11 protein-coding genes are annotated in these 12,892 nt (G+C 66.3%); 8 read left to right on the top strand and 3 right to left on the bottom strand.

Going from position 1 to position 12,892, the window contains the following annotated elements; translation table 11 throughout:
* The first annotated feature begins 121 nt into the window (after positions 1 to 121).
* Positions 122 to 1,828 (top strand): gamma-glutamyltransferase, encoded by a 1,707-nt coding sequence (ggt, locus tag QW868_RS08510; protein WP_316230445.1) that lies wholly within the window; start codon positions 122 to 124, stop codon positions 1,826 to 1,828.
* 167 nt (positions 1,829 to 1,995) lie between these two features.
* Positions 1,996 to 3,402 (top strand): serine hydrolase, encoded by a 1,407-nt coding sequence (locus QW868_RS08515; RefSeq protein ID WP_315777317.1) that lies wholly within the window; start codon positions 1,996 to 1,998, stop codon positions 3,400 to 3,402.
* 3 nt (positions 3,403 to 3,405) lie between these two features.
* On the opposite strand, the gene QW868_RS08520 is transcribed toward QW868_RS08515, so the two are convergent.
* A complete protein-coding gene (locus QW868_RS08520) occupies positions 3,406 to 4,071 on the bottom strand; it encodes a glutathione S-transferase (protein ID WP_315777318.1) in 666 nt (221 codons plus the stop codon).
* Between the two features lie 164 nt (positions 4,072 to 4,235).
* Here QW868_RS08520 and QW868_RS08525 point away from each other — a divergent pair, with 164 nt between their 5' ends.
* From QW868_RS08525 to panE, 5 genes are all read left to right on the top strand, one after another.
* A complete protein-coding gene (locus tag QW868_RS08525) occupies positions 4,236 to 4,808 on the top strand; it encodes a DUF2239 family protein (protein WP_315740651.1) in 573 nt (190 codons plus the stop codon).
* Between the two features lie 151 nt (positions 4,809 to 4,959).
* Positions 4,960 to 6,273, top strand: a complete 1,314-nt coding sequence (locus tag QW868_RS08530; RefSeq protein ID WP_316230446.1) for an MATE family efflux transporter — start codon at positions 4,960 to 4,962, stop codon at positions 6,271 to 6,273.
* A 104-nt stretch (positions 6,274 to 6,377) separates the two neighbouring features.
* A complete protein-coding gene (locus QW868_RS08535; RefSeq protein ID WP_315777320.1) occupies positions 6,378 to 6,986 on the top strand; it encodes a 2-hydroxychromene-2-carboxylate isomerase in 609 nt (202 codons plus the stop codon).
* 108 nt (positions 6,987 to 7,094) lie between these two features.
* A complete protein-coding gene (locus tag QW868_RS08540; RefSeq protein WP_315740649.1) occupies positions 7,095 to 7,832 on the top strand; it encodes an SDR family oxidoreductase in 738 nt (245 codons plus the stop codon).
* Between the two features lie 116 nt (positions 7,833 to 7,948).
* Positions 7,949 to 8,872 carry a 2-dehydropantoate 2-reductase gene (panE, locus tag QW868_RS08545; protein ID WP_315740648.1) on the top strand — a complete coding sequence of 308 codons (924 nt, stop codon included), beginning with the start codon at positions 7,949 to 7,951 and terminating at the stop codon, positions 8,870 to 8,872.
* 206 nt (positions 8,873 to 9,078) lie between these two features.
* On the opposite strand, the gene QW868_RS08550 is transcribed toward panE, so the two are convergent.
* Positions 9,079 to 9,660 (bottom strand): c-type cytochrome, encoded by a 582-nt coding sequence (locus tag QW868_RS08550; RefSeq protein ID WP_316230332.1) that lies wholly within the window; start codon positions 9,658 to 9,660, stop codon positions 9,079 to 9,081.
* A gap of 179 nt (positions 9,661 to 9,839) precedes the next feature.
* Positions 9,840 to 11,117, bottom strand: coding sequence for a PQQ-dependent sugar dehydrogenase (locus QW868_RS08555; RefSeq protein ID WP_315777324.1), 1,278 nt, complete (start codon positions 11,115 to 11,117; stop codon positions 9,840 to 9,842).
* A 384-nt stretch (positions 11,118 to 11,501) separates the two neighbouring features.
* Between QW868_RS08555 and QW868_RS08560 the strand changes: the two genes are divergently transcribed.
* Entirely contained in the window at positions 11,502 to 12,848 is a 1,347-nt protein-coding gene (locus QW868_RS08560) for an amidase (protein ID WP_315777325.1), read from the top strand.
* Positions 12,849 to 12,892: the final 44 nt, after the last annotated feature.

Here is a 12,892-nt window from a genome sequence, read left to right on the forward strand (position 1 = left end):
GTCGCGTTTTACGCCGGCGACGCGGCCCTATAACATCTGACGATCCCAGGCGGATGTCAGCAACGGCGGAATTGCGATGACCACGTTCACGATTGATCGACGACGGCTCCTTGCGGGTTTCATGCTGTTGCTGGCCGGCTGCCTGCCGGCGCGGGCGCTGGATTCGCAAGCCATCGACATCCCGCAGCCACCCGGTGTCGCCGCGCCGGCGCAGCCGCCCGCGCATGGCATGGTGGTGGCACAGGAGAGGATCGCAGCCGAAGTCGGCCAGCGCATCCTCGCGCTCGGCGGCAACGCAGTCGATGCCGCCGTTGCCACCGGCTTTGCGATGGCGGTCACCTATCCCGTTGCCGGCAACATCGGCGGCGGCGGCTTCATGGTCATTCACATCGCCAGGACCAACGAGGACGTGGCGATCGACTATCGCGAGACCGGCCCCGCTGCCATCACGCGCGACATCTTCCTCGGCGCCGATGGCAAGCCCGACAATGCCAAGTCGCGCGACTCCGCACTGTCGATCGGCGTGCCCGGATCGGTCGCAGGTCTCGCGCTGGCGCTGGAGAAATACGGCTCGGGCAAATTCACGCTGGCGCAGTTGCTGCATCCGGCGATCGTGCTGGCGCGCGACGGCATCCCGGTCACCGACGACGTTGCCGTCACCCTGCCGATGATGGCGCCGCGGCTGGCCAAATGGAAATCGTCGGCCGCGATCTTCATTCGTCCCGACGGCACGGTGCTGAGGGAAGGAGACCGGCTGATCCAGCGCGATCTGGCGGCGACGCTCACCGCCATTGCCGAGCAGGGCCCGCGCGGATTTTATGAAGGGCCGGTCGCCGACCAACTCGCCAAGGCGATCCAGGATGCCGGCGGCATCATGACGGCGGACGACCTCAAATCCTACCAGCCGGTGCTGCGCACGCCGGTGCGCGGCACCTATCGCGGCTATGACATCGTGTCGATGCCGCTGCCGTCGTCGGGCGGCACCGTGCTGGTCGAGATGCTGAACATCCTCGAAGGCTTTCCGCTCGCTGAGCTGAAGCAGGGCTCGCCCGCGTCGCTGCATCTGCTGATCGAGGCAATGAAGCGTGCCTATGCCGATCGTGCGCGCTATCTCGGCGACCCCGCCTTCGTCGACGCGCCGGTGCGCGCGATGTTGTCGAAGGACTATGCCGCGCGCCAGCGCGCCGGGATCGATCCCGCGCACGCCACCAGCGCCGGCGACGTGCTCAACACCACGCCGCTGCGGGAGGGCAGCAACACCACGCATTTCTCGGTCGTCGACAATGACGGCAATGCCGTCAGCAACACCTACACGCTGAACTTCCCCTATGGCGTCGGCCTCGTCGCCGAGGGCACCGGCGTGCTGCTCAACAACGAGCTCGACGATTTTACCGCCGCGCCCGGCGCCTCCAACGCCTTCGGCCTGGTCGGTTTCGAGGCCAATCTGCCCGGTCCCGGCAAGCGGCCGCTGTCGTCGATGTCGCCGACCATCGTGCTGAAGGACGGCAAGCCCGTGCTCGTCACGGGCTCCCCGGGCGGCAGCCGCATCATCTCGACCGTGCTGCAGGTGACCATCAACGTGCTCGACTATCGGATGGACGTCCGACAGGCCGTCACCGCGCCTCGCCTGCATCACCAATGGATGCCCGACGAGGTCCGAATCGAGAAGGGTTTTGCCGATGACGTGCTCGCCGGTCTACGCGCCCGAGGTCACAAGATCGAGGAGCCGATGGGACGGACCTCGGCCAACTCCATCCTGGTGACGTCCGATGGATTCGTCGGCGCGCCGGATCCGCGCAGCAAGGGCGCCACCGCAGCCGGGCGCTGAGGCGCCGGTTCCCAGGCGATGTCGGACATCGTGGCCCCGGATGACGATTTGCCGCCGCCCGGCGGGGCCCTTCACCCGCTTCCCTCCGTTGGCGTGGTGACCGAGGCGCGTTAGAAGTATACCAGGGCGCAGCGAGGCTCGCCCGCGAGACGGTGTCGGACGTTCTGGTGCATTTGCGAAGATTCGTGGTCGGTCTGCTGGTATTTGCGGCCCTGCTGGTGGCGGGATGGCTCACCTATCGGCCTGACCGGGCGCTGCGCGTCGCGACCAGCGCGGTCGCCGAGATGATCTGCGCCAAGACCTACGTCTCCGGCCTCGATCCGCAAACGGTGTTTGCGGAGACCATGGAACGGCCCGGCCTGCGCCGGTTGCGGGCCGTGATGCGCTACCGGGTGGAGCCCGACATGCGCCTGGTCGAGGCGTCGCTGCTCGGCCTGCACGCCACCCGCGCCTCGTTTCACGACGGCCTCGGTTGCGTGACGCTCCAGGGCCAGAAGCCGCCTTACCTGCCGCACACCGACGTCGCTGTGCTGCGTGCTGCGGGGCCTGCTCCCGCCCTGCCCGACTTCGCGGAAAACACGGCGGTGGAGCCCAGCGATCCCGCGCTGAAGGCGGCGCTCGATCACGCCTTCGAGGAGCCGGCCAACCCGCCGTTCCGCCGCACCAAGGCGGTCGTCGTCGTCAAGGACGGTCACCTGATCGCAGAGCGCTATGCGCCGAGCATCGGCGTCGATACGCCACTTGTGGGCTTCTCGATGACCAAGACGGTCACCAATGCGCTGCTGGGCATCCTCACCCGGCAGGGCAAGCTGAGCCCGTCGATCCCGGCGCCGGTCGCGGAGTGGCGCGAGGCCAGAGATCCGCGCCACGACATCACGATCGAGCAGTTGATGCGCATGACATCAGGCCTGGCGTTGGACGAGACCAATTCCGGCTTCGATCCGTCGAGCCAGATGGACATCCACCGCGACATGGCGGCGTTCGCGGTGCATGCGCCGTTGATCGCGCCGCCCGGCCAGCGCTGGGCCTATTCGAGCGCGAGCGCCCAGATCCTGGCGCGCATCATCCGCGACGCCGCCGGGGGACCGGAGCAGACCATCGAGCTGGCCTGGCGCGAGCTGTTCAACCCGCTCGGCATGCGCAGCGCGACGCTGCAATACGATGGGAGCGGGACCGTTCAGGGCTACGGCAACATGCTGGCGAGCGCGCGCGACTGGGCGAAGCTCGGACTGCTCTATCTCGGCGACGGCGTCGTCGGCGACCGGCGCATTCTCCCGGAAGGCTGGGTCGCGATGTCGGCAACTGCGACGCTGGACACCGACTACGGCGCCGGGCTGTGGACCAACCGCAGCCAGCATTTTCACGCGCAGGGACGTGCCCGCGCGGGAATTCCGCCGGACGCGTTCTTCGCCTTCGGCCTGCTCGGCCAGCGGTTGGTGATCATGCCGAGCCAGCGCATGGTCGTGGTCCGGCTCGGCGATTCCGTGGATCCGAACGGCGACATCAAGGGCGTCGCCCGGCTGGTGCGCGAGGTGATTGCGGCGACCGCGGCGCCGGCGACGGCCACAAAATAGCGCTCAGCGGCCGACCTCGTAGGGCCCGCCCTTCTCCAGCGCGATCTTGTAGGCAGGCCGCGACTCGATGCGCGCGAGGAAATCCATCGCGCGCGGATGGCCCTGCTCCAGGCCGCCGCGCGATGCCGCCGCCTGCAGCGGGAAGCTCATCTGGATGTCGGCCGCGGTGAACGAATCGCCGGCGAACCACTCGCTTTTCTGCAGCTCGCTTTCCCAGAACGCCATGTGTTGCTTCAGCTGCGGATTGACCAGCGTGCTCAAGGCCTGGTTCGACACCTTGCGCACGATCGGACGGAGCAGCGCCGGCGCGCGCTTCGGCATGATGTTGAACAGCAGCTTCAGCAGCAGCAGCGGCATCGCCGAGCCCTCGGCGTAATGCAGCCAATAGGAATAGCGCAGCCGCTCCGGTGTCTTCGGCGGCGGGATCAGGCGGCCATTGCCGTAGGTCTCGATCAGATATTCGACGATGGCGCCGGATTCGGCGACGGTGTTGCCGTTGTCGGTGATGACAGGCGACTTGCCGAGCGGGTGGATCGCGCGCAGCTCCTTCGGCGCGCGCATATCGGGCTGGCGCTCGTAGCGAATGATCTCATAGGGCACGCCGAGCTCCTCGAGCAACCAGAGCACGCGTTGCGAGCGGGAATTGTTGAGGTGGTGAACGGTCAGCATGGGGTTTCCAGGGACGGATCGGGTGGCGGGCGCCGTTCCGTAGCAGGACAGGACGGGTTCGGCGAGGCGCCGGGATCCTCACCCCGGCATGAAATAATTACCCGGGTAATATTGACTTTAATTTCACCCGGGTCTTATTGGGGTGATCACATGGGACTGCCGATATGGACACCTTCACCGCATTTGCCGGCCAAACCCGGGTTGCCGCCGGGCCGCTGCCCAAGGTGGCACTGGTGCTGAAACACGCCGCGCCGGGCACCGAGCCGATCGTGATTTTCAGCGACCGCACCGGGCAGCCGATCGACCTCGATCTGCGCGGCAGCGACCGCGAGATCCTGGCGCGCCTGCCGGTCGAAGCCGGCGCGGCCGCGAACCAAGGGCCGAGCGAGCCGCGTGGCCGCGGCCGGCCGAAGCTCGGGGTCGTGGCCCGCGAGGTGACCTTGCTGCCGCAGCACTGGGACTGGCTGAACGCTCAACCGGGCGGCGCCTCGGTCGCCCTGCGCAAGCTGGTCCACGACGCCCGCCGCGCCAGCGGCGACACCGATCGCGCCCGCGAGGCACGCGATGCGGCCTATCATTTCATGTCCGGGATCGGCAGCAACCTGCCGCAGTTCGAGGAGGCGTCGCGGGCGCTGTTCGCCGGCGATCTCGGCCGCTTCGCCGCTTTGATCGCGGACTGGCCGGCCGACATCCGCGACCACGCCGTCGCGCTCGCGCACCGCCACCGCGCCGAGTGAGATCGGCTGATTTCAACGGCCAATGAGAGCGGCCGTTCGCGGCGGCTCTTGTTCCAATTCCTCGCAACGCGACCGTACTCCGAATGAAGAGCGGTCGACGGAGAAACATGCCGTGTCGCCGCCAACCGCCTCGCTGCGCAAGCCGTTCCTGATGTTCGTCGTTCCGATGATGCTGAGCAACATCCTGCAGTCGCTGTTCGGCACCATCAACAACGTCTATCTCGGCCAGATGATCGGCGTCGATGCCCTCGCCGCGGTCTCGGTGTTCTTCCCGGCGATGTTCTTCTTCGTCTCCTTCGTCATGGGCCTCGGCTCAGGCGCCGGCGTTCTGATCGGCCAGGCCTGGGGCGCCGGTGAGCCCGCGAAGGTGAAGCAGGTCGCCGGCACGACGCTGACCATTGCGCTGCTGCTCGGCGGCCTGATCGCGGTATTGGGCGGCGTGTTCAGCCGCCAATTGCTGACCGCGCTCGCCACGCCCGCCAACATCCTTGATGCAGCCGCGGGCTATGCCCGCATCATGATGATCACGATGCCGCTGACCTTCGCCTACATCCTGCTGTCGTCGCAGATGCGCGGCGTCGGCGACACCGTGACGCCGCTGGCCTCGCTCGCCGCATCGACCACGCTCGGGCTGGTGCTCACCCCGGTCTTCATCCGCGGCTGGCTCGGCGCGCCCGTGCTCGGCGTCGCCAGCGCCGCCTGGGCCTCGGCGATCTCGACGTTGACGACGCTGGCCTGGCTCCATGTCCATCTGCGCCGTCGCAAGCATCCGCTGGCGATCGATGCGGCATTCCTGCGGGGCATGCTGCCTGATCCGAAACTGTTGCGGGCCGTACTGCGGCTCGGCATCCCCGCCGCGATCGGCATGATCGTGATGTCGCTGGCCGAGATGGTGCTGATCGGCCTCGTCAACGGCTTCGGCTCGGACGCGACGGCGGCCTATGGCGCGGTCAACCAGGTGCTCGGCTATGTGCAGTTTCCGGCGCTGTCGATCGCGATCTCGGTCTCGATCTTCGGCGCCCAGGCGATCGGTCGCGGGCAAGCCGAGCAGATCGGCGACATCGTGCGCACGGGCATCGAGATGAACGTGGTGCTGACCGGCGGCCTGGTCGCGATCGGCTATCTGTTCTCACGGGTGCTGATGGGACTCTTCATCACCGACCCTGCCGTCATCGAGGTGGCGCAGCATTCGCTGCACATCGTGCTGTGGAGCTCCGTGCTGTTCGGCATGTCCATCACGTTCTCGTCGGCGATGCGCGCCTCCGGGACGGTGTGGATGCCGCTGGCGATCTCGGCGTTTGCGATCGCCGCGATCGAGGTGCCCGCCGCCACCTGGCTCAGCCGCAGCATCGGGCTCGACGGCGTCTGGCTCGCCTATCCCATCACGTTCGCCGCGATGATGCTGCTGCAGATGAGCTATTATCTCCTGGTGTGGCGCAAGCGGACGGTGCGCCGGATGATCTGACGCACCACCGGCGTCTTCCGGCCGCTGGAATATGATGACCGTCATAAAACCCTGGACGGAGCTGCTGCGCTGGACCACAATGTGAAAAACCGAGGAGACCGCCCATGAGCCGTCCTGCGCCAGAATTCATGTTCGACTTCGGCAGTCCCAACGCCTATCTGAGCCATGAGGCGATCCCGGCGATCGTGAAACGGATCGGCGTCCAGTTCTACTATGTCCCGGTGCTGCTCGGCGGCATCTTCAAGGCGACCAACAACAAGTCACCGGCCGAGTCACTCGCCGGCATCAAGAACAAGCGTGAATTCCACGAGGTCGAGACCCAGCGCTTCCTCAAGCGCTATCAGGTGCAGCCCTGGGTCTGGAACCCGTACTTCCCGGTGAATACACTGAACCTGATGCGCGCGGCGATCGCGGCCCAGCTCGAGGGCGTGTTCGAGGCCTATGTCGACGCGGCATTCCACCACATGTGGCGCGAGCCGAAGAAGATGGACGATCCCGAGATCGCGATCGCCGCGATCACATCGTCCGGGCTCGACGGGGCCAAGCTGTTCGCCCGCGCCCAGGAGCCCGAGGTGAAGGCGAAGCTCGTGGAGAACACCCAGCGCGCGGTCGAGCGCGGCGCGTTCGGCTCGCCGACGTTCTTCGTCGGCAATGAGATGTTCTTCGGCAAGGAGCAGCTGCGCGACGTCGAGGAATACATCCTGGGCAAGTGATTGTCGTCATCGCGAGCGCAGCGACGCGATCCCGCCGCAAAGCAAGGCTGGATTGCTTCGTCGCTTCGCTCCTCGCAATGACGCTGAAGTGAGATCGGGAGAGCAAGCATGCAACAGCGCAACGCTACCGTCGCGATCGTCGGGGCCGGCGACTACATCGGCGCCGAGATCGTCAAGAAATTCGCGTCCGAAGGCTTCACGGTGTTCGCCGGCCGGCGCAATGGCGAGAAGCTCGCGCCGCTGGTCGCGGAGGTCGAGGCCGCTGGCGGGCGGATCGTGGCGCGCTCGCTCGATGCCCGCAAGGAGGACGAGACCACCGCCTTCCTCAACGACGCCGACAGGCATGCGCCGCTCGAGGTCGTGATCTTCAATGTCGGCGCCAACGTCAATTTCCCGATCCTCGAGACGACGGACCGCGTGTTCCGCAAGGTCTGGGAGATGGCGTGCTGGGCCGGCTTCGTCACCGGGCGCGAGGCCGCCCGGCTGATGCTGCCCCGTGGCGGCGGCAAGATCTTCTTCACCGGCGCGACCGCCTCGCTGCGCGGCGGCTCCGGCTATGCCGCCTTCGCTTCGGCCAAGTTCGGCCTGCGCGCGGTGGCGCAGGCGATGGCGCGCGAACTGATGCCGCAGAACATCCATGTCGCCCACCTGATCATCGATTCCGGCGTCGATACCGCCTGGGTGCGCGAGCGCCGCGCCCAACTCTGGGGCAAGGAGGCGCTGGACAATCCCGACCTGCTGATGCCGCCGGCCTCGGTCGCGGGTGCCTATTGGCAGCTCTACCAGCAGCCGAAGAGCGCGTGGACCTTCGAGATGGAAATCCGTCCGTTTGGCGAGAAATGGTAGAGGCGAATGGCGAACAGGGAGTAGCGAGTAGGGCATGGTGGCCATCCCCATTCGCTACTCGCCATTCGCTATTCGCTCCTGCATGATGAGACCTCGCTGAGAGAGAGGACCTACCCATGCGTATTCTCGTCGTCGGCGCCGGCGCCATCGGCGGCTATTTCGGCGGCCGGCTGCTGCAGTCCGGCGCCGATGTCACCTTCCTGGTCCGCCCGCGCCGCGCGGCTGAACTCGCCAGTGCCGGCCTCGTGATCCGCAGTCCGACCGGTGACGTCACCCTCCCCAATCCGCCGACCGTACAGGCGGACACTCTGAAGCAGCACTTCGACGTCGTGCTGCTGAGCTGCAAGGCCTACGACCTCGACGATGCGATCACCTCGTTCGCGCCGGCCGTGGGTCCGAACACCGCGATCATCCCGCTGCTCAACGGCATGAAGCATCTCGACGTGCTCGACGCCAGGTTCGGGCGCGCGCGCGTGCTCGGCGGGCTCTGCGCCATCGCCGCGACCCTGAACGAGCAGCGCGAGGTCGTGCAGTTGCAGCCGATGCAATCGCTGAGCTTCGGCGAGCGCGACGGCGGATCGTCGGACCGCGTCCGCGCGATCTTCGAGATTTTCCGGCGCGGGAATTTCAATGCGTCGGCCAGCGACCACGTCATGCAGGACATGTGGGAGAAGTGGGTGTTCCTGTCCTCGCTCGCTGCATCGACCACATTGATGCGTGCGCCGGTCGGCGTGATCCTGACCGCGCCGGGCGGCAAGGATTTCCTGCTCGGCATGCTCGACGAATGCAGCGCCACCGCTGCGGCCGCAGGCTACCCCCCAGCCGGCGCGTTCTTCCAGCGCGTCTCCGGCATGCTCACCGCGGAGGGATCACCGATGACCGCCTCGATGTTCCGCGATCTCAGCGCCGGCCTTCCGGTCGAGGCCGATCACGTCATCGGCGATCTCGTCGCCCGCGCCGATGCCGCCAAGGTCCCGGTGCCGCGCCTGCGCATATCCTACACGCAGCTCAAGGTGTACGAGGCGCAGCGGGGCAAGTAGCTCTTGGTGTCGCCTCGGTGTTCGCCGAACCGTTGGTCAGGCACGACCGCGCCACAGACTCCGATGTCGTCCCGGCCTTGCGCCGGGACCCATAGCCACCGTCCGTAGTGAAGCAGGCCACTCTCACCGACGTCCCTCGATAGCTTCCGCGGTATGGGTCCCGGCGCAAGGCCGGGACGACAGTTGTGATCTGGGCGACGTCCCAACTACAGATGCGCCAGATAATGCGCCAGCGCCGTGATCTCCTCGTCGCTTAGCGGATAGGCAACATCGGTCATGGCGGCCTGGCTGCCGCCGACGCGCTGGCCGGACTTGTAGTCGTGCAGCGCCTTGACGAGATATTCCTCGCGCTGGCCGGCGAGCCGCGCCACGCCCTTGGTGCCGGCATAGCTGTCGAGATGACATGAGGCACAGCGCCGGCCGGCGGCGGCTTGCGCGCCTTTGGCCGACAGATCCGGATCGTTGTCCGGCGGCGCCTTGGCCGGCTGCAGCGAGGCGAAATAGGCGCCGAGGTTGCGGATGTCCTCGTTGGTGAGCTGATCGACGATCGGCTTCATCGCCTCGTTCTTGCGCGTGCCGGCGCGGAAGAACACGAGCTGCCACTGGATGAACTGATCCTGCTGGCCGGCGAGCGAAGGAATGTTCTCGGTCTGCGAGATGCCGTTCTCGCCGTGGCAGCCGGCGCAGAGCTCGGCCTTGGCCTTGCCCGCTTCGATATCGGCGGCATGGGCCGGAGGCGCCGCAAGCACAAGCATGAGCATCAGCGCGGCGGCCATCACCTGGTGCATTCTGGAGGTCCCTGGATTCATCGCAGGCGTTCTCGCTCCCATCATTGCTTTGGCGCGCGGACGATGCCCGAAACCCGCGACCGGGTGCGGCACGTCGTCCTTGATCAACGCGCGACATTCAAAATAGTTGGGGCTGCGGCCGCCGTAAGGCAGCGCGCAGCCCCGCTTTCACGACGAGCTCATTTCTTCTCGTAGCTGATGCGATAGATCGCGCCGGCCCAGTCGTCCGCCACCAGGATCGAGCCGTCCTTGGCGAGGATGATGTCGTCGGGGCGGCCGAGATAGCCCTGGTCGCCCTCGAGCCAGCCGGAGGCGAACACCTCCTGCTTGGGGTCCTTGCCGTCGGGGCCGACGATAACGCGCATGATCCGCGCGCCCTGGTACTTGTGCCGGTTCCAGGAGCCGTGCTCGGCGATCAGGATGTTGTTCTTGTACTCCGCCGGGAACTGGTCGCCGGTGTAGAACTTCATGCCGAGCGGCGCCACGTGCGGACCGAGGTTCAGCACTGGCGGTGTGAACTCCGAGCACTTGTGACCCATCGCGAATTTCGGATCCGGCAGGTCACCCTGGTGGCAATAGGGATAGCCGAAATGCTCGCCGATCTTCGAGATCATGTTGAGCTTGTCGCTCGGCAGATCGTCGCTGACCCAGTCGCGCGCATTCTCGGTGAACCAGTATTTGCCGGTGCGCGGGTCGACGTCGCCGCCGACGCTGTTGCGGACGCCGAGCGCATAGATCTCGGCATTGCCGGTGCGCGGATCGACTCGGCGGATCTGCGAGACTGACGTCGGCGGGATGCCGATGTTGAAGGGCGGTCCAAACGGGATATAGAACCAGCCTTCCTTGTCGACCGCGATGTATTTCCAGCCATGCGCCGCATAGGACGGCATGTCGTCGTAGACGACCTTGCCCTGGCCGAGATTGTCGAGACTGGCTTCGGCATTCTCGTATTTGATCAGCTTGTCGACCGCGATCACGTAGAGATTGCCATCCTGGAAGGCGAGGCCGGTCGGCATGTTCAGGCCCTTGAGGACCGTCTTGACCTCGCGTTTGCCGCCCTTGTCGGTGATGGCATAGACGTTGCCGAGCCCGAACGAGCCGACGAACAGCGTGCCCTTGTCGCCCCAGGCCATCTGCCGCGCGGCGAGCACGCCCGAGGCCCAGACCTCCATCTTGAAGCCGTCCGGCAGCTTCACCTGCTTGACGATCTTCGCGAGCTCGGCATCGGACGCGCCAGTCGGCGGGCCCGACGGCGGCGCCAGCCCCTTCTGCGCCTCGGTCTCGTCGCCGAGGAACCAGTCGTCCGGCGGATGCGTCCAGAACTCCTTGGTGCCGGATTCGTATTTCTTCAGGCCCTTCCCCTGATCGGATTGCTGCTGCGCGCCGGCGATGCTGGTGCCGGCGAGGAGACCTATTGTTGCAAGCGCAAGAATGCTTCGGTGAAAAGCCGATGTCATCGCTTCACTCCCATGAGGCAGCTCATGTGGCTGCGTCTACTTATCGGAACGTATCTGAAGACGTCCTTTGGCCGACCACATCAGTGGTCCTGCTCGAAAATGGTAGCACATCCTGAGCGGGTGAGAAGCGGATTGCTGCCAGGTTCGCGCGAGGCTCAAATGATGCCGCTCCACTCATGTCATGCCAGATGCGCATGTCCGTGCGCGTGCCTGCGCCGCATCGGCGATTGTCCGCCACGCGGCACGGGCCTGCCGCCATGCGCTGTATTCATATGCGCCGATCGGCCGGACGATTGGCGTATGCTTGAACAGCCGATAGGATCGGAACAACACGCTGCGGCCGTTCACCGCCCGGCAACGAGATCAAGTCGACAGGATCGATGAATGTCCGAGCGTTTCCCTGTGTCCACACCGAAGGCCGGTGCCGGCGTCCTCGACTTGCTGCGGCGGTTCGCAGCCGACCCCGCAGCGGCCATCGCCTATGGTGAAGAATGCCTGAAGAAGACGCAGGCGATCGAACCGCAGCTGAAAGCATTCGAATATCTGCCGCGGGATGTCGCTCCAAAGACCGGCCCGCTCGGTGGAATTCCCGTCGCCATCAAGGACATCATCGCCACCTCGGACATGCCGACCACCAACGGCTCGCAAATCTATCGCGATCACGTGCCGGATGCGGACGCCTGGGTGGTCGAACGGCTGCGCAATCTCGGCGCAACCATCTTCGGCAAGACGGTCTCCACTGAATTCGCCTGGCGTCATCCCGGTCCGACCGTCAATCCATGGAACCCCGAGCACACACCGGGCGGCTCATCGTCCGGATCAGCCGCCGCGGTTGCGGCCGGCCTCGTGCCGCTGGCACTGGGAACACAGACACTCGGCTCGGTGATCCGACCGGCGGCCTTCAACGGCGTCGTCGGCTTCAAGCCGAGCTTCGGCGCGATTCCACGCGACGGCGTGCATCCGCTTAGCCCGTCGCTCGACCATGTCGGCTTCTTCGCCCGCCGCGTCGACGACGTGGCCTTCGCCCTCTCGTTGCTCGCCGGCACCAGCGCAGATGATCGCCACGGCCGGCCGCTGCCGGGCTTCACCGTCGGCATCGACCAGGGCCTCACGCCGCACCGCACGCCACGGCTCGCGGCGGTGCGCTTCGCCAAATGGGAGCGCGCCGAGGCGGAGCAGAAGACCGTATTCGAGTCCGTCATCGACAAGCTGCGCAGCGCCGGTGCGACGATCATCGAGGTCGAACTGAGAGAGCTCGACGCGGTGAACTGGCATGCGATCACCACGATCATGCTCAGCGAGGCGACCACGATCTTCTCCGATCTGATCGCGCGCCATCCCGACCGGGTCAGCGAGGTCATGAAGGGCCACGTCGAGAGCGGGCGAAGCAAGACGGCCATGGAATATCTCGCCGCGAAGGCGGCCCAGGCCTTAAGGCAGAAGGCGCTCGCCGCTGAGCTCGACGGCTTCGACGCAGTGCTCACCTTGCCGGCGTTCGGCGAAGCGCCGCGCGGCTTGGATTGGACCGGAGACGCCGAATATTGCGCGCCCTGGACCTTCGTCGGAGCGCCGGCAGTCTCCTTGCCGGCCGGGTTGGGCAACAACGGCCTGCCGCTGGGCGTACAGATCGCCGGCCCCTATCGCAACGACCTCCATGTGCTCCGCGTCGCGAAATGGGCCGAAGCGGTGCTGGCGTTCGATCCCGGCGTGCCGCTCCTGGCGCGCAAATAGCCGCCACGAACCCGAGCAAGGATGCCGCTGCGCCACGAGGGCCT

This window comes from Bradyrhizobium sp. SZCCHNR1051 (genome assembly GCF_032489615.1).
Classification (GTDB): domain Bacteria; phylum Pseudomonadota; class Alphaproteobacteria; order Rhizobiales; family Xanthobacteraceae; genus Bradyrhizobium.

Excerpts from the sequence above, each read along its gene's own strand:
- QW868_RS08540 (WP_315740649.1), top strand. The coding sequence starts at position 7,095 with ATGCAACAGCGCAACGCTACCGTCGCGATCGTCGGGGCCGGCGACTAC.
- ggt (WP_316230445.1), top strand. The coding sequence starts at position 122 with ATGCTGTTGCTGGCCGGCTGCCTGCCGGCGCGGGCGCTGGATTCGCAA.
- panE (WP_315740648.1), top strand. The coding sequence starts at position 7,949 with ATGCGTATTCTCGTCGTCGGCGCCGGCGCCATCGGCGGCTATTTCGGC.
- QW868_RS08560 (WP_315777325.1), top strand. The coding sequence starts at position 11,502 with ATGTCCGAGCGTTTCCCTGTGTCCACACCGAAGGCCGGTGCCGGCGTC.
- QW868_RS08535 (WP_315777320.1), top strand. The coding sequence starts at position 6,378 with ATGAGCCGTCCTGCGCCAGAATTCATGTTCGACTTCGGCAGTCCCAAC.
- QW868_RS08520 (WP_315777318.1), bottom strand. The coding sequence starts at position 4,071 with ATGCTGACCGTTCACCACCTCAACAATTCCCGCTCGCAACGCGTGCTC.
- QW868_RS08555 (WP_315777324.1), bottom strand. The coding sequence starts at position 11,117 with ATGACATCGGCTTTTCACCGAAGCATTCTTGCGCTTGCAACAATAGGT.
- QW868_RS08530 (WP_316230446.1), top strand. The coding sequence starts at position 4,960 with ATGTTCGTCGTTCCGATGATGCTGAGCAACATCCTGCAGTCGCTGTTC.
- QW868_RS08550 (WP_316230332.1), bottom strand. The coding sequence starts at position 9,660 with ATGCACCAGGTGATGGCCGCCGCGCTGATGCTCATGCTTGTGCTTGCG.
- QW868_RS08525 (WP_315740651.1), top strand. The coding sequence starts at position 4,236 with ATGGACACCTTCACCGCATTTGCCGGCCAAACCCGGGTTGCCGCCGGG.